The sequence below is a fragment of the Streptomyces sp. TM32 genome (assembly GCF_004122755.1).
Lineage (GTDB): Bacteria > Actinomycetota > Actinomycetes > Streptomycetales > Streptomycetaceae > Streptomyces > Streptomyces sioyaensis.
On the sequence record NZ_SDIG01000015.1, the window covers coordinates 48,389 to 71,315 of the forward strand.

Annotated in this window: 22 protein-coding genes; 9 read left to right on the forward strand and 13 right to left on the reverse strand. The window is 73.1% G+C overall.

Annotated features, from left to right (window positions below):
* The first annotated feature begins 115 nt into the window (after positions 1-115).
* The 3 genes from EST92_RS05945 (at position 116) to EST92_RS05955 (ending at position 2,889) form a co-directional block, all read left to right on the forward strand.
* Positions 116-931 (forward strand): ABC transporter ATP-binding protein, encoded by an 816-nt coding sequence (locus tag EST92_RS05945; RefSeq protein ID WP_129279872.1) that lies wholly within the window; start codon positions 116-118, stop codon positions 929-931.
* Positions 921-1,793: an ABC transporter permease gene (locus tag EST92_RS05950; RefSeq protein ID WP_129279873.1), complete on the forward strand. Its 873-nt coding sequence runs from the start codon at positions 921-923 to the stop codon at positions 1,791-1,793. Before EST92_RS05945 ends, EST92_RS05950 begins: the two co-directional genes overlap by 11 nt.
* 64 nt (positions 1,794-1,857) lie before the next feature.
* A complete protein-coding gene (locus EST92_RS05955; RefSeq protein ID WP_129279874.1) occupies positions 1,858-2,889 on the forward strand; it encodes an ABC transporter substrate-binding protein in 1,032 nt (343 codons plus the stop codon).
* A 158-nt stretch (positions 2,890-3,047) separates the two neighbouring features.
* Here EST92_RS05955 and EST92_RS05960 read toward each other — a convergent pair whose 3' ends face one another.
* Positions 3,048-3,239, reverse strand: coding sequence for a DUF6381 family protein (locus EST92_RS05960; RefSeq protein ID WP_129279875.1), 192 nt, complete (start codon positions 3,237-3,239; stop codon positions 3,048-3,050).
* 443 nt (positions 3,240-3,682) lie between these two features.
* Between EST92_RS05960 and EST92_RS31295 the strand changes: the two genes are divergently transcribed.
* Complete coding sequence (locus tag EST92_RS31295) at positions 3,683-4,720, forward strand: hypothetical protein (protein ID WP_254068550.1); 1,038 nt, start codon at positions 3,683-3,685, stop codon at positions 4,718-4,720.
* Between the two features lie 163 nt (positions 4,721-4,883).
* Here the strand turns inward: EST92_RS31295 and EST92_RS05970 are convergent, their stop codons facing one another.
* The 3 genes from EST92_RS05970 to EST92_RS05980 form a co-directional block, all read right to left on the reverse strand.
* The gene (locus tag EST92_RS05970; protein WP_129279877.1) at positions 4,884-5,381 is read right to left on the reverse strand and encodes a DUF6328 family protein; all 498 of its coding nucleotides are present in this window, start codon (positions 5,379-5,381) and stop codon (positions 4,884-4,886) included.
* 8 nt (positions 5,382-5,389) lie between these two features.
* On the reverse strand, positions 5,390-7,939 hold the full coding sequence (locus EST92_RS05975; RefSeq protein WP_129279878.1) for an ATP-dependent Clp protease ATP-binding subunit: 2,550 nt from the start codon (positions 7,937-7,939) through the stop codon (positions 5,390-5,392).
* Between the two features lie 214 nt (positions 7,940-8,153).
* Positions 8,154-10,385 carry an FUSC family protein gene (locus EST92_RS05980; protein WP_129279879.1) on the reverse strand — a complete coding sequence of 744 codons (2,232 nt, stop codon included), beginning with the start codon at positions 10,383-10,385 and terminating at the stop codon, positions 8,154-8,156.
* Between the two features lie 297 nt (positions 10,386-10,682).
* Between EST92_RS05980 and EST92_RS05985 the strand changes: the two genes are divergently transcribed.
* Entirely contained in the window at positions 10,683-11,282 is a 600-nt protein-coding gene (locus tag EST92_RS05985; protein WP_254068552.1) for a PadR family transcriptional regulator, read from the forward strand.
* Between the two features lie 45 nt (positions 11,283-11,327).
* Here the strand turns inward: EST92_RS05985 and EST92_RS05990 are convergent, their stop codons facing one another.
* Genes EST92_RS05990 through EST92_RS32540 form a run of 3 tightly spaced genes read right to left on the reverse strand, consistent with a single transcriptional unit; the run spans position 11,328 to position 13,638 of the window.
* The gene (locus EST92_RS05990; protein ID WP_129279880.1) at positions 11,328-12,308 is read right to left on the reverse strand and encodes an acyl-CoA dehydrogenase family protein; all 981 of its coding nucleotides are present in this window, start codon (positions 12,306-12,308) and stop codon (positions 11,328-11,330) included.
* Positions 12,308-13,513, reverse strand: a complete 1,206-nt coding sequence (locus tag EST92_RS05995) for an acyl-CoA dehydrogenase family protein (RefSeq protein WP_129279881.1) — start codon at positions 13,511-13,513, stop codon at positions 12,308-12,310. Before EST92_RS05995 ends, EST92_RS05990 begins: the two co-directional genes overlap by 1 nt.
* Complete coding sequence (locus EST92_RS32540; protein WP_275540843.1) at positions 13,513-13,638, reverse strand: hypothetical protein; 126 nt, start codon at positions 13,636-13,638, stop codon at positions 13,513-13,515. The genes EST92_RS05995 and EST92_RS32540 overlap by 1 nt, the downstream gene beginning before the upstream one ends.
* A gap of 167 nt (positions 13,639-13,805) precedes the next feature.
* On the opposite strand from EST92_RS32540, the gene EST92_RS06000 reads away from it, so the two are divergent.
* The gene (locus tag EST92_RS06000) at positions 13,806-14,588 is read left to right on the forward strand and encodes an SDR family oxidoreductase (RefSeq protein WP_129279882.1); all 783 of its coding nucleotides are present in this window, start codon (positions 13,806-13,808) and stop codon (positions 14,586-14,588) included.
* Between the two features lie 71 nt (positions 14,589-14,659).
* Positions 14,660-15,817 carry an acetyl-CoA C-acetyltransferase gene (locus EST92_RS06005; RefSeq protein ID WP_129279883.1) on the forward strand — a complete coding sequence of 386 codons (1,158 nt, stop codon included), beginning with the start codon at positions 14,660-14,662 and terminating at the stop codon, positions 15,815-15,817.
* A gap of 33 nt (positions 15,818-15,850) precedes the next feature.
* Here EST92_RS06005 and EST92_RS06010 read toward each other — a convergent pair whose 3' ends face one another.
* Genes EST92_RS06010 through EST92_RS06025 form a run of 4 tightly spaced genes read right to left on the reverse strand, consistent with a single transcriptional unit; the run spans position 15,851 to position 19,300 of the window.
* Positions 15,851-16,906 (reverse strand): nitronate monooxygenase, encoded by a 1,056-nt coding sequence (locus tag EST92_RS06010; RefSeq protein ID WP_129279898.1) that lies wholly within the window; start codon positions 16,904-16,906, stop codon positions 15,851-15,853.
* Positions 16,907-16,929: 23 nt separating this feature from the next.
* On the reverse strand, positions 16,930-17,676 hold the full coding sequence (locus EST92_RS06015; RefSeq protein WP_129279884.1) for a CoA-transferase: 747 nt from the start codon (positions 17,674-17,676) through the stop codon (positions 16,930-16,932).
* On the reverse strand, positions 17,673-18,512 hold the full coding sequence (locus tag EST92_RS06020) for a CoA-transferase (protein ID WP_129279885.1): 840 nt from the start codon (positions 18,510-18,512) through the stop codon (positions 17,673-17,675). Before EST92_RS06020 ends, EST92_RS06015 begins: the two co-directional genes overlap by 4 nt.
* The gene (locus EST92_RS06025; protein WP_129279886.1) at positions 18,509-19,300 is read right to left on the reverse strand and encodes an enoyl-CoA hydratase family protein; all 792 of its coding nucleotides are present in this window, start codon (positions 19,298-19,300) and stop codon (positions 18,509-18,511) included. Before EST92_RS06025 ends, EST92_RS06020 begins: the two co-directional genes overlap by 4 nt.
* An 82-nt stretch (positions 19,301-19,382) precedes the next feature.
* On the opposite strand from EST92_RS06025, the gene EST92_RS06030 reads away from it, so the two are divergent.
* Both EST92_RS06030 and EST92_RS06035 read left to right on the forward strand, forming a co-directional pair.
* Positions 19,383-20,243 carry an SDR family oxidoreductase gene (locus tag EST92_RS06030; protein ID WP_129279887.1) on the forward strand — a complete coding sequence of 287 codons (861 nt, stop codon included), beginning with the start codon at positions 19,383-19,385 and terminating at the stop codon, positions 20,241-20,243.
* A gap of 1 nt (position 20,244) precedes the next feature.
* Entirely contained in the window at positions 20,245-21,156 is a 912-nt protein-coding gene (locus tag EST92_RS06035) for an SDR family oxidoreductase (protein ID WP_129279888.1), read from the forward strand.
* An 81-nt stretch (positions 21,157-21,237) separates the two neighbouring features.
* On the opposite strand, the gene EST92_RS06040 is transcribed toward EST92_RS06035, so the two are convergent.
* Positions 21,238-22,029 (reverse strand): uracil-DNA glycosylase, encoded by a 792-nt coding sequence (locus tag EST92_RS06040; RefSeq protein WP_129279889.1) that lies wholly within the window; start codon positions 22,027-22,029, stop codon positions 21,238-21,240.
* Between the two features lie 9 nt (positions 22,030-22,038).
* Positions 22,039-22,731, reverse strand: a complete 693-nt coding sequence (locus EST92_RS06045) for a pyridoxamine 5'-phosphate oxidase family protein (RefSeq protein ID WP_129279890.1) — start codon at positions 22,729-22,731, stop codon at positions 22,039-22,041.
* Positions 22,732-22,927: the final 196 nt, after the last annotated feature.

Sequence of the window (22,927 nt, forward strand, 5' to 3'; positions counted from 1 at the left end):
AGACTTAGCTGTTCTAGCGTGAGCAAAATGAGCACAACAGGGTTTGCGCGCAGAAAACCGGGTTGCGCCCACAAGGCTGCCGCTGTGGCCCCGCTCACTCCTAGCCTCCCGGGCCATGAACAGGAACACGAGCCCCGCTATCGAATTGCGGGGTACGAGCAAGGCATTCCGGACTCCCTCGGGGGTGCTGCACACCGCCGTCCGGGATCTGGATCTGGTCGTCGAGCGCGGTGAGTTCGTCGCGGTCGTCGGCCCCACCGGCTGCGGCAAGTCCACCACGCTGACCCTGGTCAGCGGGCTGGAGGAGCCGACCGAGGGTGAGGTGCTGGTGGCCGGCGAGCCGGTCCGGGGCATCGGGGACAAGATCGGGTTCGTCTTCCAGCAGGATGCGGTCTTCCCCTGGCGCACCGTGCTGTCGAACGTGATGGCCGGCCCGCGGTTCCGCGGTGTCCCCAAGACGGAGGCCCGGCAGCGGGCCCGGGAGTGGCTCGCCCGGGTCGGACTGGCGTCCTTCGAGGACCGCTATCCGCACCAGCTCTCCGGCGGGCAGCGCAAGCGCGTCGCCCTCGCCGCGACCTTCGTCAACGACCCCGAAATCCTCCTCATGGACGAGCCCTTCTCCGCCCTCGACGTGCAGACCCGGGCGCTGATGTCGGACGAACTGCTGGAGCTGTGGTCGGGCACCGGCGCCTCCGTCGTGTTCGTCACCCACGACCTGGAGGAGTCCATCGCGCTCGCCGACAAGGTGGTGGTCATGACCGCCGGTCCGGCGACCGTCAAGGAGGTCTTCGCGGTCGATCTGCCGCGTCCGCGCAAGGTCGAGTCGATCCGGCTGGAGCCGCGGTTCCTGGAGATCTACCGGGAGATCTGGTCCTCGCTCGGTGAAGAGGTCCGCATCACCCGCGAAAGGGGTGCCGCACATGTCGCCTGAAACCGTCACCCCCGTCGCGTCCCGTCCCGCGGCGGGCCGCACCGACCGTGCGCAGGCCAGGGCGCGCGCCGCCCGCAACCACAAGCTCCTGGTGTACGGCACCCGGGTGCTGCTGCTGGTCGGGCTGCTCGCGCTGTGGGAGTGGCTGGCCCGCGCCGCCGTCATCGATCCCTTCAACTTCTCGATGCCCTCGAAGATCTGGGACCAGACGGTCCAGTGGGCGCTGCACGGCACCCCGCAGGGCACGCTGTGGGAGCAGGTCTGGTACACGCTCTACGAGGCGCTCCTCGGCTGGGTCATCGGCGTCACCGGCGGTGTGGTGCTGGGGATCACGCTGGGCCGGATCCGGTTCCTCGCCGATGTGCTCGGCCCGTACATCAAGGTGCTCAACGCGCTCCCGCGGATCGTCCTGGCCCCCATCTTCCTCATCTGGTTCGGCCTCGGACCGGCCTCCAAGGTCGCCTCGGCCGTCGTCCTGGTCTTCTTCCCGGTCTTCTTCAACGCCTTCCAGGGCGCCCGGGAGGTCGACCGCAACCTGGTCGCCAACTCCCGGATCCTCGGGGCCAGCAACCGCCAGGTCACCTTGCAGGTGGTGATCCCCTCCGCCACCTCATGGATCTTCACCAGCCTGCACGTCAGCTTCGGCTTCGCGCTCATCGGCGCGATCGTCGGCGAGTACATCGGCGCGACCAAGGGGCTGGGCCTGCTGGTCGCGGCGTCCCAGGGCACCTTCAACGCGGCCGGTGTGTACGCCGCGATGGTGATCCTCGCCGTGGTCGCCCTGCTCGCCGAGGGGCTGCTGGCCTTCCTCGAACGGCGGCTCTTCCGCTGGAAGCCGGCCGACGCCGGCGACGGCCGCTGACCCCCTCCCGCCCCACACCGTCTCTTCCCCCTCTTCTGCCTGCCACCTCACAAGGACGTGACCCATGCGTACCCCACTGAAGATCTCGGCCGCCGTGGCCGCCGCCACCCTCGCCCTGACCACGCTCACCGCCTGCGGCGGCGGCTCCGCGGCCGCCGGCTCCGACGACGACAACGGCAAGATCAAGATCATGGTGGGCGGCCTCGACAAGGTCATCTACCTGCCGGCCAGACTCACCCAGCAGCTGGGCTACTTCGAGGACGAGGGCCTCCACGTCACCCTGCTCACCGAACCGGCCGGCGTGCAGGCCACCACCTCGCTCGTCTCCGGCGACGTCCAGGGTGTCGTCGGCTTCTACGACCACACCCTCGATCTGCAGGTCAAGGGCAAGCAGGTGGAGTCGGTGGTGCAGTTCGCGCACGCCCCCGGTGAGGTCGAGGTGGTGTCGAACAAGGCGGCCGGTGAGCTCACCTCGCCCAAGGACTTCAAGGGCAAGAAGCTCGGTGTCACCGGCCTCGGCTCGTCCACCGACTTCCTGACCAAGTACCTCGCGGTGAAGAACGGGGTGCAGACCAACGAGTTCACTCCGGTGGCGGTCGGCGCCGGTCAGACGTTCCTCTCGGCCCTCCAGCAGGGCTCGATCCAGGGCGGGATGACGACGGACCCGACGGTCGCGCAGATCGTGAACAAGAACCTCGGCAAGGTCCTCGTCGACATGCGTACCCCGGAGGGCTCCCGGAAGGCGCTCGGCGGGCCCTACCCGTCCTCCAGCCTCTACATGAACACCGACTGGGTGAACAGCCACAAGGAGACCGTGCAGAAGCTGGCCCGCGCCTTCGTGAAGACCCTCACGTGGATGTCCACCCACACCGCCGAGCAGATCGCCGCCAAGATGCCGGCCGACTACGCCCAGGGCGGCAAGAAGCTGTACGCCCAGGCGATCAAGGACACCCTGCCGATGTTCACCAAGGACGGGGTGATGCCGGCCGACGGCCCGGCGACCGTCGAGCGGGTGATGAAGTCCTTCAACCCCAACCTGAAGAACGCCACGGTGGACCTGAAGAAGACCTACACCACGGAATTCGTCAAGAAGTAGCAGGCGAGAAGGAGCAGGAAAGAAGGAACAGGAAAGAAGGAGCAGGGCTGACCCGCCGGGAGTTCTCGGCGGCAGGAACACAGCGGACGGGACGCGACCCGAGGGGGTGCGTCCCGTCCGTGGTGTTTCCCGCGTTCCGTGAGGACGTGCGGCGGCTCTCACTCCGAGGGGTAGATGTCTCCGCTGGCCATTCCGCTTTCCTGCTCGCTCTGGGACTGCAGCCTGCGTGCCTTCTCCTGGAGCCGCTTGCGCTCCTCGGGGTCGCCGGCGCGTTCCGCGGCCGCCTGCAATTCCTGGGCCTTGTCGCGCATCTGCTGGATTCGTCCGCGAGTTTCTCCGGTAGCGCTCATGATCTCTCCTTGGGCGGTATGGGGGAGAGCTGTATTACCAGCGAATCAGGCCCGGCAGCGCCCAGCAACCCCCGCACGGTCACACTCCGTGAGGGGGGTGTTCCGCTGTCCGGCGCCCCGGGGACCGGTTGGGCGCGCCCGTGGCGCCGGGTGGGACCGGCCCGGCCGGCCGGGTCCGGCGGCGTCCGCCGCGCCGCGGCCGCGGGGGCGCGGCGCGCCCGGGTGTCACGGCGTGTCTCCACCGGATGGCCTTCCTGAATGGCGGGAGCGGCCCGTAGGGACGTTGGCTGAAGCACAGCACGCTCACAGTCCGCCGAGTGTCAGCGCTTCTGGTGTTTGACGCTCCCCTCGTTCAGTGGAGTCCCTCCATGTCATCCGAACCAGCTCTTTGTGGGGGCGACGCCGAACTGTCCTCGACAGGAACCGGCGAGCAGTTTCCGCCCATGACCCCTGAGAAAAACTCCGCCCGCACCCTTTTGTGGGAGGCAGTCACCCATCGGCCCTTGGAGGAAGTCGCCGCCCTTGTGGAGCTGCTCAAGCGCAGTGGCGACGTTCCCAACCCCGGCGATGAAGCGCTGCGAATGGCGGTCATTTCCCGTCCGGTGAGCGAGGTCGCCGCGCTCTTCGACATGCTCAGAGCCGCTCCGCACACCGCGGAATCGAGCAATGACGCACTGCGCGCGGTGGCCACCGACAGATCCGTCGAGGAGGTCGCCCAACTGTTCGAGCTGTTCGACCGGACGAAGGGCGGCGGCGAGGGCTACCCGATGGCCGAGCACTTCCCGTCCGGCCCTGGCGGCCCCGGCGGCCCCGGCGGCCCTGGTGGCCCTGGCGGCCCCGGCGGGCACGGCGGGCCGGGTGGACCCTTCGAGCCGGAGCCCACCGCGTCCATGCACGTCCTCGACCCCGATGTCCGCCCGCTGGGACGCGACGGTCAGCCGCTCGCCCCCGGACAGCGAGAGAATCCGGTCAACCAGCCGCCGAACCGCCCCCCGTGGGCCCAGCGGACGACCGGTATGCCGCAGGCCGGGCCGTGGTCCACCCCGGACGACGCCTCCCGCCAGCCGGGCTACGCGGTTCCCGGTGTGCTGCGGTCCGTACTGCGCTGGCCCGCGGCCCTGGCCCTGGCGCTGTGCGGGCTGGGCCATCTGCCGGTGAACGCCTCGCACCTCCAGGGCGCGCCCGCGGTCGCCGGGCTCTCGATGGCCATCGCCGTCATCTATCTGATGCTGGCCGGGCTGCTGGCGATGCGCGACACCGCCCTGGTCTGGACGGCGAGTGCCGCCGGAGCCATGATCATCATCGCCCTGCACGCGCTGTCCCGGGCCGGGGTCTTCGCCCCGCTGGGCAGCGGGCTGGGCGACACCGGGATGTGGCCCGAGATGCTCGCCGTGGCTCTCGCGATCGTCACCGCCGGCCTCGCGGGTGCCGCGCTGCTGACCCGTCCGCGCCGCGCCGGCACGGCCACCGCGGGTGCGTGACCGGCCACTCCTCTACGGCCGCCCAGGGCGCGGGCCGGGACCCTGACCAGGGGACCGGCCCGCGCCCTTGGCGGCCCGTCCGCGTGCGGCCTCCGGTGGGTCCCTCGGCCGGGGCCCGCGGCGTCCCGGCGCGGCGGGCGCGGGCCGTGCCCCGGCCGTCCGCTCACTCCTTGGACGAGTACCGGTGCAGCACCCAGACCGGCAGCGCGAACCAGCAGAGCATGAACCAGGCGACGAGCCCCGCGACGACCCAGGGGACGGCGGAGTTGTTCATCGCGATGCGCAGGATCAGCAGCAGCGCGGAGGTGACCGTCGCCAGGAGGAGGACGATCCCGACCAGGGACAGGCGCGAGGCCCAGAGCACCGTCTCGGGCTTCAGCCGGTGGCCGGCGACCAGCCGGTGGAAGGTCACCGTGCCGACCAGCGCGCCGGTGGTGGCCGCGCCGAGCAGGACCGTCACCACGTAAATGGTCTTGTCGGTCTGTGGGAGGGTGGCGAAGCGCGGGGTGAAGACGACGGTCAGCAGAAAGCCGAAGAGGATCTGCACACCGGTCTGGATGACCCGCACCTCCTGCAGCAGCTCGCCCCACCGCCGGTCGGCCCGCTGCTCCGGCGACTCGTGGCGTCCCGGCGAGGTGTCCCGCGGCCTCAGCGCTCCCACCGGTCCTCCTACGTCTTCACATCGGTACGGAACGCCAGTTCGTTGTCCTTGACCTCCACGCGCACCTGGTCCCCCGCCGACAGTGCGCCGTCGAGCAGCAGCCGGGAGAGCGCGTTGTCGACCTCTCGCTGGATGGTGCGGCGCAGCGGCCGGGCGCCGTATTCGGGCTGGTGGCCGCGGTGGGTGAGCCAGTCCACGGCGCCGGGCGTGAACTCGATGCCGATGTCCTGGGCGCGCAGTCTGCGGCTGGTCCCGTCGAGCAGCAGTTCCGTGATCTGCCGCAACTGGTCGTCGGTGAGCCGGCGGAAGACGATGATCTCGTCGAGCCGGTTGAGGAACTCCGGGCGGAAGTGCTCGCGCAGGGAGGCCAGAGCCCGCTCCCGCGCGCCGTCGCCCGCCTCCGCCCCGGAGATGTCCGGGCCGAAGCCGAGCACGCCGCGGCCGCCGCTGAGCGCCTCGGAGCCGAGGTTGCTGGTCATCACGATGACGGTGTTCTTGAAGTCGACCGTGCGGCCCTGCGCGTCGGTCAGATGCCCGTCGTCGAGGACCTGCAGCAGCATGTTGAAGACATCGGGGTGCGCCTTCTCCACCTCGTCGAGCAGCAGCAGCGAATACGGGTGGTGGCGCACCGCCTCGGTCAGCTGGCCCGCGTCCTCGTGGCCGACGTATCCGGGGGGAGCACCGACCAGCCGGCTGACCGCGTGCCGCTCCTGATACTCGCTCATGTCCAGCCGCACCATGCGCTCCTCGCTGCCGAACAGCGCCTCGGCGAGCGCGCGGGCCAGCTCGGTCTTGCCCACGCCGGTCGGGCCGAGGAAGAGGAAGCTGCCGATCGGACGGTTCGGGTCGGCCAGGCCGGCCCGCGAGCGCAGAATCGCCTCGGAGACGGCCGTGACGGCGTCGTCCTGTCCGATCACCCGGGTGTGCAGCTGTCCTTCCAGGCCCAGCAGCAGCTCCTTCTCCTGCTGGGTCAGGCTGCTCACGGGCACACCGGTCTGCCGCGACACGATCTCGGCGATGTCCTCGGCGCTGACCCTGACGATCCGGCAGTCGCTGGGCGGCTCCCCCCGCTCGGCCTCGATCCGCGCGGTGACCTCGGCGAGCCGGTCGCGCAGCTCGGTGGCCCGTTCGTACTGCTCGGCGGCCACCGCCTGGTCCTTGTCCCGGGCCAGCTGCTCCACCTCGCGTTCCAGCTCGCGCACATCGGTGGCCGTGGCACCCGAACGGAGCCGCACCCGGGCGCCGGCCTGGTCGATCAGGTCGATGGCCTTGTCGGGCAGGAACCGGTGGGCGATGTAGCGGTCGGCGAGCTCGACCGCGGCGAGCAGCGCCTCGTTCGTGTAGCGGACCTGGTGGTGCGCTTCGTAGCGGTCCTGGAGGCCGCGCAAGATCTCCACCGTGTCGGAGACGCTCGGCTCGGGCACCAGGATCGGCTGGAAGCGCCGGGCGAGCGCGGCGTCCTTCTCGATGTGCCGCCGGTACTCCTCCAGGGTGGTGGCACCGATGACGTGCATTTCCCCGCGGGCCAGGGCGGGCTTGAGCATATTGCTCGCCTCCAGGGAGCCGCCGTCCCCGCCGCCCCCGCCGGCGCCGACGACCGTGTGCAGCTCGTCGATGAAGACGATCAGTGAGCCGGGGTGGGCGCGGACCTCCTCGATGATGGCGTTCATCCGCTCCTCGAAGTCACCGCGGTAGCGGGTGCCGGCGACGACGGCCGTCAGATCCAGGGCGACGACGCGCCGGCCCGCCAGGGTCTCGGGGACGTCCCCGTCGGCGAGGCGCTGGGCCAGGCCCTCGACGATCGCGGTCTTGCCCACGCCCGCGTCGCCGACCAGGACGGGATTGTTCTTCCCCCGCCGGGAGAGCACCTCGATGGTCTGCTCGATCTGCTCCGCGCGGCCGATGACCGGGTCGATCCGGCCCGCCCGGGCCAGGTCGGTCAGATCGCGGCTGTACTTGTCGAGGGTCGGCGTGTCGTGCTTCGGGGCGGCGCCGTGCTCGCCGCCCCCCGGGTGCTGTGGCCCGTGGCTGCCCTGCGGGGCGGCCTGCGGGTCGAAGTGGGCGAGGTTCAGAATGCGCCCCGCCGCCGAGTCCAGGTTCGCCGCCAGGGCGTCCAGCACATGCTCCGGGCCGATGTACGAGGCCCCGTTGCCCCGCGCCAGCTCGTGCGCGCTCAGCAGCGCCCGCTTGACCGCGGGGGTGACCGCCACGCTGCGCTGCTTCGGCCCCGTACCGGCGCTGCGGTCGATCTCCGCCGCCAGCGTGTCGGGGTCGGTCCCCGCGTGCTGGAGCATGCTGCGGGTCGGTTCGGCGGCCAGGGCGGCGCGCAGCAGATGCTCGGTGCCGAGCTCCGGGCTGCCGTGCTCGGCGGCGTAGGCGGCTGCGGAGGTCACCAGGTCCCGGGCGGGGCCGCTCATCATGCGGGCGATGTCGGCCTGCGGGTGCGTGGGTTTGCCCGGCTTGCCGTTCGCGGACTGTGCGGCACCGAAGAAGCGCGCGAGGAAGTCACCGAAAGAGTCCGGGCCGTAACCCTCCGGACCCATGAATCCATTGCTCATGTGCGTCCGTTCCGCTGCCACGGCGCTACCGCGGCATGCTGCCTTGCCGGGTTCCTTGTGCTGTTGGCTCGTGCCCTGGCGGTTGCCCGGGAGACGCGACGCCCACACGTGACACACGGCTCCACTGCTTCAGGATCAGGGGCAACACCCCCGTCCGCACCCGGGCGGACCGGAACCGGAGCCCGCACCCGCCCGACGGCGCACCGCACCGGCCTCACCCCTCCTGGTCGATGCGGCTCAGATCGTCGGTGAGCGCATCGAGCCAGATCACCGAGTCGAGGAGGAGGGCGGCGGAGACCGCGCGGCGCTCCCGGTCCGGGCCGTGGTGCGGCACGGGAGGAGCGAGGGCCAACAGGGCGCGGATGTCGAGGGGTTGGGGACGTTCGTGCGGCATGCCGCGGTCGGCGCAGAGGCGGTCGGCGAGGGCGCGGTAGTCGGCCGCGGTGGTGTCGGCCGCCCGGTGCAGCCAGGCTCCGACCTCGTGCGGCGCGATCCGGCCGGGCCGGTCGGGCAGCAGCCGCCCGCCGCGCCGCGCGTCCGCCCCGGCGACCAGCACCGCGGGCCAGTCCGGCTGCCCGGCGGCATTTTCCCGGGCCTCGCACTGGAACTGGGTCAGGCTCTCCCGCGCGAGGATCAGGGCGCGGTTGAGGGCGAAGATGTCGGTGCTGCCGGCGCGTTCGACGACCTGCGTGGTGGTCTGGCCGATGGCATCGGCGATGGCGGAGCACAGCCCCGCCATGCTCTTGCGCACCTCGCTGCCCGCCCCCCGCGGCCAGGCCACCAGCCCACAGGCCAGCCCGATGACGCTGCCGACCAGCACATCCATCAGCCGTACCGGGGCCAGCTGCCAGGTGGACGGCGTGACCTGCGCGAACAGCGTGGCCACCACCAGCGTGAAGCCGCCCTGCGCCCAGGCCAGCCCGCGCAGCGGCCCCGCGATGAAGGCCGTCAGCATCACCAGCGGCAGGATCACCGCGTACACGGTGTCCCGGTCGTGGACCACCACCAGCAGCCCGGCGGCCACCACCGCGCCGACCAGGGTGCCCAGCAGCGCCTGCCGCACCGCGGACCAGGTCTCCAGGGTGGTGGTGCGGGTGAGGGTCAGTGTCGCCAGCAGCACCCAGAAGCCGTGCTGGAGGTCGAGGAGCCCGGCGGTGGCCCGCGCCGCGGCCAGGCCCAGTGCGAACCGGCAGGCGTTCTGGAAGATCACCGAGCGCGGGGTGAGGTGGACGGTCAGCCGCTGCCACCACAGCCGCGGGGCGTGCACCCGCGCATAGGCGAAGCTGTGCCCGACCGGGTTCAGGTCGACGGTCCGGTCGCCGAGCAGCAGCCGGGTGGCCAGGACGAGGACCACGGCGCTGTCGGCGGCCTGCACCACCTGCGACCGGCGGCGCAGATAGACCAGCCGGTCGTCGGCGCCCAGCCGATCCAGGGTGGCCACCGCCCGGTGGGCGCGGGCGGGGGTCAGCTCCTCCTGGAGGGACGCGGCCGAGGGCCCCTCGCCGGGCCGCAGCCGCTTCCCCTGCCGCAGTGCGTCCGCCGTGCCGCGCGCGGCGGCGCTGATGTCCCGGAGCAGCGTGATCGTCTCCGGGTGGTACGTCTCGTGCGGCCCGAGCATGGTGTGCAGCGTGTCCAGCCGGGCCAGCAGCGTGCGGACGGCCTCGGCGGCGTGCGCCATGGCCTTGTGGGCGAGGGTGGGGGAGGCGGGCAGGTCCGCGGGCGGTACCGACGTCGGCCGGAGCGCCTCCCCGGCCCGCTGTGCCCGGGCCAGCGTCTGCACGGGAGCGGGCCCGCCGTGGTGGTCGGCCAGGTGCGCGGCGGCGTCGGCGGCCTCGGCCAGCAGCCGGCCGAAGGGCGGGGCCTGCGGTTCGGGCATCAGGAACCGCTGCGCCAGCGCGAGCAGGAGGGCACCCAGCAGGAATCCGGTCAACCGCTGGACCAGGTCCTCCGGAGCGTACGGAGGGAAGCACGGCAGGATGTAGAGCAGCTGCATGCCGGGGGCCGCGCTGGCGATCCGCGGTCCGGTGGTGCCCGCGTACGCCACCATGAAGCCGATGACGAGCATGCCGACGACGGCCGCCCAGGTCTGCACGGCGAGCAGGGTGCCCAGCGTGATGAGCGCGAGGCCGGCGGGGATCGCCATGAAGGTGGTGGCGGCGCGCTGCCGCCCCGATCCCGGGATCCGGGCGAGCACCCCGAGCGACACCACGGTGAAGGTGGCGTAGACGGACATCACGGGGAGGTCGAGCGCGTAGCGGCAGAGGTAGAAGGCGAGGCAGGAGGCGGCCGTCACCCGGACGGCATTGCCGACCACCGAGCGGTGTCCGCGCAGGCCGTGGCGGCCGTGCTCCCGCAGGTAGCGCAGTCTGCGCAGCAGTGCCCGGACCGTTCCGCCGGCCGGACGCCGCGGCCCGGACGGCGGGGAGGTTCCCTGCTGCTCGCTCACCTTTCCACTATTGGCCAGCGGGTCCGGCTCCGCACCGTGCGGGCGCCGAGCCGGGCGCCGGGCGCCTTCCCTGCCGGTCCCGGCCCGGCGGACGCCGTACGGCCGTCGGTTGCTCCGCCCGTGCGCCCGCCGTCGCGCGCGGTGGGCCCGGACGGCGGTGCCGGGCATCGGGGGCCCGTCGCCACTGCCCGGAAGGCGGGCTCGTGCGGCGACGGGCCGTCAGGAGGACGCGGGGGAAGGGGAGTTGGCGAAGTTGCCTCAGGTGCCGGACGGATCCGCAACCGTAGACTGCCGACCGTGACGGAGAAGCGGGCGGGTGCGGTGAACACCGGCAAGGCGCGGCGACCGGCGCTGCCGGCGACCGCCTGGGCGGTCCTGGGACTGCTCTCCTTCGGTGACGAGCTCTCCGGCTACGACCTCAAGAAATGGTCGGACTTCTCGCTGCGCTTCTTCTACTGGAGCCCGTCCTTCAGCCAGATCTACGGCGAGCTGAAGCGCCTGGAGAAGGCCGGCTACGTCAGCGCGCGCAGGGTCGCCCAGGAGACCGGCCATCGCGACAAACGGGTCTATGTGATCACCGAGGAGGGGATGGCGGCGGTCCGCCACTGGGCGCGCGAGGCGCCCGTGGAACCTCCCGTCCTCAAGCACGGGGTGATGCTGCGGGTGTGGCTCGGCCATCTGCTGGAGGCCGACCGGATGCGCGAAGTGCTGGGCAGGCACCGGGAGTACGCGGAGAGCATGCGGCAGCGCGCCGAGGAGGACGGCGCCCGCGCCGAGGAGGAGTGGGCCTACCCCTCCCTCGTACTGAAGTGGTCACAGCGGTACTACGCCGCGGAGCGGGATCTGGCCGACGCCATGCTCGCCGATCTGGACGAGCGGGACCGCCGGCGCCGGTAGCCGCGCGGCTACCGGCGCCGGCGGCCGGGGCCCAAGTGGCCCGGATCAGGCGGCCAGCACGCGGCGGCGGCAGTCGGCCGGCGTGCCCCAGGCGTCCCGCAGCGGGCGGGCCTTGCGGATCCACAGCGAGAGGTCCAGCTCCTGGGTGTACCCGAGGGCGCCGTGCAACTGCAGTGCCGTCCGCGCCGCCGCGTAACCGGCCTCGCCCGCCGCGACCTTCGCCGCGGCCACCTCCCGGCCGGCCGACGGCGCGCCCGCCGCCAGGGCCAGCGCCGCCCCGTGAACCAGCGGCTGGGCGAATTCCAGCCCGATGAGGGCGTCGGCCAGCCGGTGCTTGACCGCCTGGAAGGAGCCGATCGGCACCTGGAACTGGGTGCGCCGCGTGACGTGGGAGACCGTCGCCGCCAGCAGCGCGCGGCCCAGGCCGAGCGACTGCGCGGCGGTGGTGAGCCGTGCGAGGTCCAGGGCGTGTACGGCGGCCGCGGCCACCGCCGGGCCGTGGGCGAGGACCGTCCCGCCGCGCGGGCGGAACAGCCGCCGGGCCGGATCGAGGGACGCCTGCAGGGGGCCGTGGCCGTCGGCACGGCGCACCGTGTCGCCCTGGACGACCAGGACGGCGTCGGCGGCATCCGCGTCCAGGGCGTACGGGCCCTCGGCACACAGGCTGACCACGGCCTCGCCCGCGGCGATCCGCGGCAGCCACTCCCCGGCCGCGGCGTCCGCACCGAGACGCTCCAGGAACGCGGCCGCCGCCACCGTCTCCACCAGCGGCCCCGGCACCGCATGCCGGCCCAACTCATGGAAGGCGACGGCGAGTTCGGCGGGCAGCAGCCCCATCCCGCCGTGCCGCGCGGACACCGCCAGCCCGAACACCCCCGCCTCGGCGATCCGCGCCCACAGCTCGCGGCCCGGCCGGTGCTCCCCGGCCGCCCAGGCCCGCGCCACGGCCGGGGTGCCGGCCGCCCCGAGCATGCCGTCCAGCGCACGGGCGAACTCCCGCTGCTCATCGCTCAGGAGGAACCGCATCACCGGCGTCCCTTCGGCAGGCCGAGCAGCCGCTCGGCGATGATGTCGCGCTGGATCTCATTGGTGCCGGCGTAGATCGGCCCGGCGAGGGCGAAGGTGTAGCCCTCGGCCCACCGTCCGTGCGCGGGCGCCTCCCCGGCGCCGTCGGCGAGCGCGCCGGACGGGCCGAGCAGGTCCAGGGCGGTCTCGTGCAGGGCGAGGTCCAGTTCGGACCAGAAGACCTTGGTCAGGCTCGACGCGGCGCCGAGGCCGCCGGCTCCCGGCTCGGTACGGGCGGGGGCGCCGCCTTCCCCGGCGGCGAGCCGGGAGGCGTGGGCGTAGGCGAACAGTTGGTACGCGCGGGCGCCGATCACCGCGTCGGCGACCCGGTCGGCGAGCGGCCCCGCCACCGCTTCGGGGGCCTCCCGCCACAGTGCGGCCAGCCGCTGGGCGGCCGCGGAGAAGCGGCCCGGACTGCGCAGCGTCAGGCCGCGCTCGTTGCCCGCGGTGCTCATCGCGACCCGCCAGCCCTGCCCCGGCTCGCCGATGACGTCCGCGTCGGGCACGAAGACCTCGTCGAGGAAGAGTTCGGCGAAGGCGGGCTTGCCGTCCAGCCGGCCGAGGGGGCGTACGGTCACGCCCGGCGCGTCCAGCGGGAACATCAGATAGGTCAGGCCCTGGTGCGGCCGGGCGGGGTGCGGATCGCTGCGGAACAGCCCGAAGGCGCGGTCGGCGAAGGCGGCCCGGGACGACCAGGTCTTCTGCCCGCTCAGGCGCCAGCCGCCGGCGGTCCGTACGGCGGTCGAGCGCAGCGACGCCAGATCCGACCCGGCCTCCGGCTCCGACCAGGCCTGGGCCCAGATCACCTCGCCGCGTGCCATGGGGCAAAGGACGCGGGCGCGTTGCTCGTCGGTGCCGTGCGCGAAGAGCGTCGGGGCGAGGAGGTGGATGCCGTTCTGGCTGACCCGCCCCGGCGCGCCCGCCGCGTAATACTCCTCCTCGAAAATCAGCCACTGGAGGAGCGAGGCACCGCGGCCGCCGTGTTCCTCGGGCCAGGAGACGACCGACCAGCGGTCCGCGGCGAGCCGGCGCTCCCACTCCCGGTGGGCGGCGAACCCCTCGGCGGTCTCCAGCGACGGCAGCGGCGCGGCGGGGACGTGGCCGGTCAGCCAGTCCCGGGCTGCGGCCCGGAACTCCTGCTCCGCGGCGGTGAATTCGAGGTCCATCACGCCGCCGCCGGCCGGCCGGACGGTCGCCGTCCGGTGCGGGCGTCCGGCTCGTGGAGGGGCCGGGCGGCGCGTGGTGCGTGCCGTTCGCCGGGCAGGGCCTCGTCGTCTCGGGCAGCGGGCATCCGCACTCCTTCCCTAACAAGTGTTTGGTAGATTAACGTACCGTCAGGAACAGCGTCGAGGCCCCCGCCGCCGCGCTCCCGCGCCGAGGGCCGCCCCGCCGGCTTCCCGAGCGCCGGCGGCACGCCCGCGCCGGGCCCGCACCCGGCCCGTCCCAGGAGGCCCGCGCATGACCTCGCCCCCCTATGTGCCCGGCCACCGGCTGCTCGACGGCCGGACCGCCGTCATCACCGCGGCCGCCGGAGCCGGCATCGGCGGCGCCACCGCCCGCCGCTTCCTGGAAGAGGGCGCCCGGATCGTCATCGGCGACAGCCATGCCCGCCGCCTGACGGAGAGCACCGAGGCGCTCGCCGCGGAGTTCGGCGCCGGCCAGGTGGCGTCCCTGCCGTGCGACGTCACCGACGAGGACCAGGTGGGCGCCCTGCTGGCGCTGGCCGAGGAGCGCCACGGCCGCCTCGACATCGTGGTCAACAACGCCGGACTCGGGGGCACCGCGGACCTCGTCGAGATGACCGACGCGCAGTGGGGCGCGGTCCTCGACACCACCCTGAACGGCACCTTCCGCTGCACTCGGGGCGCCCTGCGCCGGATGAAGGCGGCCGGCCGCGGCGGGGTGATCGTCAACAACGCCTCCGTCGTCGGCTGGCGCGCCCAGCGCGGCCAGGCCCACTACGCCGCGGCCAAGGCCGGCGTGATGGCGCTGACCCGCTGCGCCGCCGTGGAGGCCGCCGGGTACGGCGTCCGCGTCAACGCGGTCGCGCCCAGCCTCGCCATGCACCCGCATCTGGTGAAGGTGACCACCCCCGAGCTGCTGGCGGAGCTCACCGAACGGGAGGCGTTCGGCCGCTACGCCGAGCCCTGGGAGGTCGCCAATGTCATCGTCTTCCTGGCCTGCGACTACTCCTCGTACCTGACCGGGGAAACGGTGTCCGTCAGCTCCCAGCGCGCCTGAGGGAGCGCGCCCGTCGGCAGGCCTTGCGCAACCGGCCGGCGCCTCCGCAGAATCTGACCCAGGAGACCACCATGCCCGAGGCCTATGTCGTCGAAGCGGTCCGCACCCCGGTCGGGAAGAGGGGCGGCGGGCTGTCGGCCGTCCACCCCGCCGATCTGGGCGCTCATGTGCTGACCGCGCTGATGGCGCGCAGCGGCGCCGATCCGGCCGCCGTCGAGGACGTCGTCTTCGGCTGTCTGGACGCGGTGGGACCGCAGGCCGGCGACATCGCCCGTACCTGCTGGCTGGCCGCCGGGCTGCCCGAGCACGTGCCCGGCGTCACCGTCGACCGCCAGTGCGGCTCCTCCCAGCAGGCCGTGCACTTCGCGGCCCAGGCCGTGCTCTCCGGCACCCAGGACCTGGTCGTCGCGGGCGGGGTGCAGAACATGTCGCAGATCCCGATCGCCTTCGCCAGCCGGCAGGCCGCCGAACCGCTCGGGCTGACCGACGGCCCGTTCGCCGGGTCCGCGGGCTGGCGGGCCCGCTACGGGGACGCGCCCGTCGACCAGTTCCACGGCGCCGAACTCATCGCCGAGAAGTGGCACCTCTCCCGCGCCGACATGGAGGAGTTCGCGCTCCGTTCGCACCAGCGGGCCGTCCGCGCCCTCGACGAGGGCCGTTTCGACCGGGAGACCGTCGCCTACGGGGAGGTCACCGCCGACGAGGGGCCGCGCCGCACCACCTCCCTGGAGAAGATGGCCGCCCTGCCGCCGGTCGTCCCGGGCGGCCTGCTCACCGCGGCGGTCTCCTCCCAGGTCTCCGACGGCGCGGCCGCCCTGCTCCTCGCCTCCGAGCGGGCGGTGGCCGCGCACGGTCTGACCCCGCGGGCCCGCATCCACCATCTGTCGGTACGCGGCGAGGACCCGATCCGGATGCTGTCCGCACCGATCCCGGCGACCGCGTACGCGCTGAAGAAGGCGGGCATGTCGATCGACGACATCGATCTGGTCGAGATCAACGAGGCCTTCGCGCCCGTCGTCCTCGCCTGGATCGAGGAGACCGGCGCCGACCCGGAGCGGGTCAACGTCAACGGCGGCGCCATCGCCCTGGGCCATCCGCTCGGCGCGACCGGCGTCCGGCTGATGACCACGCTGCTGCACGAACTGGAGCGCACCGGCGGCCGGTTCGGGCTGCAGACCATGTGCGAGGGCGGCGGCCAGGCCAACGTCACGATCATCGAACGACTCTGACCTGGCGTCAGGACAACTCGGCCGATAGCCGCATCAGCACGCCTGCCGGCCCGGCAGCACGGTCAGCGTCGCGCGCGCCTCGGCCATGATCCGGTCGACGAGTTCCGCGCAGGACGGCAGATCCCCGATCACCCCCGCGACCTGTCCGGAAGCCATGACCCCGAGGTCGGTACGGCCCTCGACCATCGACGCCCGCAGCAGCATCGGGGTGTTGGCCGCGAGCAGGACCTGGCTCCAGGAGAGGTCCCTGCCGTGCTTCATCGCCAGACCGTCCCGGAGCATCTGCGCCCAGCTCAGCCCGGACAGCTTCCGGAACGACGCGGCCCGGCGCACCGCGTGCAGCAGCGCGGCGGTGCGCCCGGAGCGCTCCAGCGCCTCGACCAGCTCGCTGCGCAGCATCCGGTGCGGCAGCCCGTCCACCTTCGTGGTGACCGTGATGTCACCGACGGCGGCCGCCAGATAGCGGGCCTGTACGGCCGGTGGCACGGTGCTGTCTGACGTCAGCAGGAAGCGGGTTCCCATGGCGATCCCGGCCGCACCGTAGGCCAGCGCCGCGATCAGCCCCCGGCCGTCGAAGAAGCCGCCCGCGGCGATCACCGGGATGTCCACCGCGTCCACCACCTGCGGCAGCAGCACGCTGGTGGCGACGCTCCCGGTGTGCCCACCGCCCTCGCCGCCCTGCACGATGACCGCGTCCGCGCCCCAGGCCGCGACCTTCTCGGCATGGCGGCGGGCCCCGACCGACGGGATGACGACGACGCCCGCGTCCTTGAGCCGGGCGATCAGCTCACGCGAGGGAGCCAGCGCGAACGAGGCGACCCGAACGCCCTCCTCCACGATGATCCGCACCCGGTCACCCGCATCGGCCGCGTCCGCCCGCAGATTGACCCCGAAGGGTGCCTCGGTACGGGACGCGACCTCGCGCACCGCCGCCCGCAGTTGCCCGACGGTCATGGTGGCCGAGGCCAGGATCCCCAGGGCGCCCGCCTCGGCCGCGGCCGACACCAGCCGGGGGCCGGCCACCCACCCCATGCCGGTCTGCACGAGGGGATGGCGCACCCCGACGAGCCGGGTCAGCGGGGTCTCGATACGGGTCTCCATCCGGTCGTCCGTCATGCCGACGGCACCTCACGGTCCCGCCGCCGCTCCGGATCGAGCTCCGTACGGATCAGCCGGAGCTCCTCGGCGGTGGGCTCGCGGGTGAACGGCACCTCGTCGGGCAGTGCGAGCGGGAACCCGGTTGCCTCCTGGACCTGTCCGGCCGTCACCCCCGGATGCACGGAGACCAGCCGCATGGTGTGGTCCGGGGTCTCGAAGTCGAAGACCCCGAGGTGGGAGACGACCCGCGGGATGCGGTGGTAGCGGGTCGCGGACGGGCCGGCGGCGGCCGCGCTGTCGTAGCCGACCCCGCAGATCATGTCGACCCGTTCGACGAAGACCCGCGCCGAATGCTTCGGCACCCAGTAACTCACCGGATTGTTGAGGGTGTTGACGGGGGCGCCGCGGACGCCGAGGAGCTGGCGGTCGGGCCGCTGCCAGTCGCCGATGCAGGAGATGTTCTGGTTGCCGAAACGGTCGAGCTGGCTCGCGCCCATCATCACGTGCCGCTTCCCGCCGGTCACCAGGGCCAGATGCCGACGGTAGGGCAGCCAGCCCTCCGCCGTACCGTCCGGGCCCACGAGCAGCGCCTCCCCGTCGGTCAGCAGCAGATCGGGGGAGAACGTGCGGCGGGCGAGCCGGGCGCCGAGCGACGGGATCAGACCCATCGGGCTGGCGAGCACCTCCCCGTTGTCGCGCCAGGCCTCGGCACAGGCGATCACGCAGAACTCGGCGCGGGTGGCCGTGCTGGTCGGGCTCACCGCTGCTCCTCGTGCCAGGCCTGGACCGCCGACTGATACGCCTTCTCGTCCCCCGACAGGAACCGCTCGGCGAACTCCGGCCAGGGCGTGGTCGCGTACATCCGCTGGAAGGCCTCGTCACGGTGGTGATCGGGGACGCAGCAGGTGAAGTGCGCCCCGTTCGGGGTCTCGACGACTCCGGTCACCGTGTGCCGCTGGACCAGCAGCGTCTGCGGGAGGGCCGTGCCGAAGTCGTCCACGAGCCGCTCGCAGGAGACGTAGGCCTCCTCCGCGGCCGCGCAGAACAGATCGTCGAAGTACGGGTCGGGGCCCAGGTACTGGCCGTTTCCCCGCCGGTCGGCACGGTTGAGATGGACCAGCGCCGCGTCCATCCGCAGCGCCGGCGCGGCGACGAAGGTCTCCCCGTCCTCGTACGGCGAGGTCACCGTCCGCAGGCCCGGGTTGACCCGCATGACGTCCGAGCCGAGACCGGCCCGTACGGGGAGGAACGGCAGCCGGTGGGCGGCGGCGGTCAGGCCCCACAGGAACATCGCCTCGTCGATCTCCCGCAGCTCGAACGCGCCACGCTGGCGCGCCGCGCGGAAGTGCGGCTCCAGGGGGATCGAGTCGAGGGTCACGAACGCCGCGACCAGCGTGCGGATCCGGCCCGCGGCGGCGAGCAGCCCGACATCGGGACCGCCGTACGAGAGCACGGTCAGATCGGTGATGTCGGAGCGCAGCAGCGCCCGTACCAGCGCCATCGGCTTACGGCGCGCCCCCCAGCCGCCGATGCCGAGGGTCATCCCGCTGCGCAGCCGGGAGACGACGTCCTCGGGCGTCATGGTCTTGTCGGTCACGGTCGGCCTTCCTCTGCTGGTGAACCGGCCGGTGTGCCGGCCCGTGCGCCGAAGGTGTCGCGGACGCGGTCGGCGACACCGCTGAGGTTCGCCTCGAAGGTGAAGCCCTGCTCGAAGCGGTAACTGCGATGGACGTCCACGGGGTCGATGCCGTTGATCGCGGCCTTGGCGAGACGGAGCAGGCTCCCGTCCTTCCGGGCGATCTCCCGCGCCAGATCCAGTGCGGCGCGGCGCAGTCCGGCGCGCGGGACGACCTTCCACACCGAGCCGTGCGCCTGGAGTTCGGCGGCGGTGGCGGTGCGCGAGGTGTAGTAGAGCGCGCGCATCAGATGCTGGGGGACCAGCCGGGCCAGATGGGTGGCTGCGCCGAGCGCACCGCGGTCCAGCTCGGGCAGGCCGAAGGTGGCCTCCTCACTGGCCACGATCGCATCCGCGTTCCCGACCAGCCCGATGCCGCCGCCCAGACAGAAGCCGTGCACCGCCGCGACGACCGGTACCTCGCACGCGTAGACCGCCGAAAACGCCTCGGCACAGCCGCGGTTGACGCCGATCAGGGCGTCATGACCGCCGGCGGCGGCGTCCCGCTGCAACTCCTTGATGTCGACGCCGGCGTTGAAGCCGCGGCCCTCGGCGGCGAGGACGACACAGCGCAGGTCCGGGTCGTGGCCGGCGGCCCGTACGGCGTCGGCGAGGTCGTACCAGCCCTGTACCGGAAGGGCGTTGACCGGAGGGAAGTCGACGGTGATCACGGCGATGCCGTGGTCCGGCCTGGAGGTGGAGACACCCATGAGCGGATCAGCTACCTTTCCACCAAGCGTTTGTTAGGTAGCGAAGTTAGCAGCGGACCGCGCGCTGCGGGAGGGGTGCCGGGTGAGCCTGACCCTCGATCTGTCCGGACGGCTCGCCGTGGTCACCGGCGGCACCCGGGGCGTCGGCGCCGGCATCGCCCGCGCCTTCCTGCGGGCCGGTGCCGAGGTTGTGATCTGCGCCCGCCGGCCACCGGAGCGCCCCGTTACGGCGGCCGGCCGCGGCGCCCGTTTCCACCCGCTCGATCTGCGCGAACCCGACGCCGTACGGGCCTTCTTCGACCGGCTCGCAGCGGCGCACGGCCGGCTGGACTGCCTGGTGAACAACGCCGGCGGCACGCCGTACCGGCTGCTCGGACAGGCCGACGCCGAGCGGCACGCCCGGGTCGTCGCGCTCAACCTCCTCGCGCCGCTGACCGCCTCGCTCGCCGCCTACGAGGTGATGCGGCAGCAGCCGGCCGGCGGTTCGGTCCTGATGATCGGCAGTGTCAGCGGCACCCGCCCGTCGCCCGGGACCGCCGCCTACGGCGCGGCCAAGGCGGGCCTGGAGAACCTCGCCCGCTCCATGGCCGTCGAGTGGGCCCCCCGGGTCCGCGTCAACACCCTCGTCCTCGGCATGGTGCGCACCGAACTCTCCGCCCTGCACTACGGGGACGAGGCGGGCATCGCCGCCGTCGGCGCCACCGTCCCGGCCGGCCGGCTCGCCGAACCCGCCGAGATCGGCGACGCCTGCGTCTTTCTCGCCTCCGACCGGGCCGCGTACCTCACCGGCGCCAGCCTGCTCGTCCACGGCGGCGGCGAGCGCCCCGCCTTCCTGGACGCCGCCACGGTCAACCACCCCACCGCCGACCACCCCACCGCCTTCCGTGAAGCCGCCGACGAGCCTGCCTCGATCGCCGGTACCGAAGCCCCCGAGGAGAGTTGACATGACCGGAATCTGCGCCGGACGGGTCGTCGTCGTCACGGGAGCCGGCCGGGGGCTCGGCCGGGCCCATGCGGTGGCCCTCGCCGCCGAGGGAGCCCAGGTCGTGGTGAACGACCTCGGTGTCGCTCCCGACGGCGCCGGCGCCTCGGCCGGCCCGGCCCAGCAGGTCGCCGACGAGATCCGGGCACACGGCGGCCAAGCCGTCGCCCACAGCGGCGACATCACCACCACCGACGGCGCCGCCTCCCTCGTCGCCACCGCCCTGGACACCTTCGGCCGCCTCGACACCCTGGTCAACAACGCCGGATTCCTGCGCGACCGGATGCTCGTCAACCTCGACGAGGACGACTGGGACGCCGTCATCCGCGTCCACCTCAAGGGCCACTTCCTCCCGCTTCGGCACGCCGCGGCCCACTGGCGGTCCGAAGCCAAGTCCGGCCGCACGCCCGACGCCCGCGTCCTCAACACCGCTTCGGGCGCCGGGCTGCTGGGCAGCGTCGGGCAGGGCAACTACTCCGCCGCCAAGGCCGGCATCATCGGCCTCACCCTCGTGGCCGCCGCCGAAATGGCCCGCTACGGCGTCCAGGTCAACGCCATCGCGCCGGCCGCCCGCACCCGGATGACCGAGCGGACCTTCGCCGCGACGATGGCGGCGCCGGCCGACGGGGAGTTCGACGCGATGGCTCCGGAGAACGTTTCCCCGCTGGTGGTCTGGCTGTCCTCCGCCGACAGCGCCGGCGTCACCGGCCGGGTCTTCGAGGCCGAGGCGGGCCGCATCACGGTGATGGAGGGCTGGCGCCCCGGCCCCACCGTGGACAAGGGAAGCCGCTGGACCCCGGCCGAGGCGGGCGGGGCCGCCCGCCGGCTGCTGGCCGCCGCGGAGGAGCCGGGGCCGGTGTACGGCGCGCGGTGAGGAGCCCGGCCGGGGGGCGTACCGCTGTCGGGTAGCCGGCGGCCGCCGCTCGGCGTTCCCGCGGTGCCCGCCCCGGCGTCTTCAACAGCCAGGACGTCCCAGCCCCGCGAGTCCGGCGGCGCGCGCCAGCAGCTCGACGAGCATGTCGAAGGTGAGCCGGCCGGTGAACGTATTGCGCTGGCTGGGGTGGTAGCTCCCCAGCACCTGTAGTTCCCGTCGGCGGCCCGCGGCCGGCAGGGTCAGCTGGACGCCGTGACCGAACGCCGGCCGGGGGCGGGGGAGCGGCCACCCCGCCTCGCCGAGTACGGGCAGCAGCGCCTGCCAGCCGAAGGCGCCCAGCGCCACGACCGTCCGCAGATGGGGGCCGAGGAGTTCCAGCTCCGCCGACAACCACGGCCGGCAGGTACGGCGCTCGGTGGGCGTCGGCTTGTTCTCCGGCGGAGCACAGTGGACCGGCGCGGTGACCCGTACCCCGTACAGCTCCAGGCCGTCGCCCCGGTGCGTCGCACTCGGCTGGGAGGCGAGGCCGACCGCATGCAGCGCCCTGAACAGGAAGTCGCCGGAGGCGTCCCCGGTGAACATCCGGCCGGTGCGGTTGCCGCCGTGCGCGGCCGGCGCCAGCCCGACGACGGCCAGTGCCGCGTCCGGCGGCCCGAACCCCGGGACGGGGCGCGCCCAGTACTCCCAGTCCCGGAACGCCGCACGCGGATGCGCGCCGGTCCGCTCCCGCCATTCCACCAGCCGGGGACAGGCCCGGCACCCGATCAACTGCGCGTCGAGCTCGGCGAGCCCGCCGCACCGCGCCGCGTGGTAGGCCGGAAAGGCCTCCTCGTCGCTACCCGGCGGTGTCCGCGCCGCCCCGGTCTCGTCCATTCCCCCACGCTAAGGGCCGGGGCGGCCGGCCGGGGACGCGGCACGGTCGGCGAGATGTGCGGGAGGGGCGAGGTCCGCCGGGAGCGCGGGGTCCGGCACGAGGGAGCCCCAGGCGGTGTGCAGGGGAAGTACACCGGCCCACAGGCCGAGTTCGGCGTCCGCACCGTCCCCGTCGTCCGGCGGTCCCGTCCGGATCTTCACGGACGCCTCGTCGAGGGAGAGGGCGAGCAGCGCCGTGGCGGCGAGTTCCTTGCGGCTCGGGCGCCGGGCGTAGTCCCACTGCCCCGGCGCCGCTTGTTCGGTCAGACAGCGCAGACCGGCGAGCTTCTCCTCCGGGTCGGTGACCGGGCGGGGAGTGCCGTACACCATCGCGCTGCGGTAGTTGACGCCGTGCTCGAACACCGAGCGGGCCAGCACCAGCCCGTCGACGTGCGTCACGGTGACACAGACAGTCGCGCCGGGCGAGGCGACCAGGCTGCGGCTGGCGACCGACCCGTGGAAGTACAGCGTGCCGCCGTCCGCGCCGTAGACCGTGGGCACCACCATCGGTGTGCCGTCCACGACCACACCGAGGTGGCACAGAAAGCCGGCGGCCAGCACGGCATCGAGTGCGCCCCGGTCGAGGCCGGCCTGCTCACGCAGCCGGCGATGGCGGGTGCGCTCGGTCTCCGGCAGCGCCCGGCCGGTCGAGGGGGAGGTCATCACGGCCCTTCCGAAGAGTACGGGTGACGGGCCGGGGCAGGCAGCCGACCCTGCCCCGAGATTCTACTGATCCAGTGACTGTCTCGCCAGATGTGGCATGAATTCGTCGCTATGAACTTGCATCGCAACGAAATCCGCACATCTGGTCCGGCTGCTGCTCCCGCCACGGCCCCACCCCGGGCCCCCTGGTCAGGTC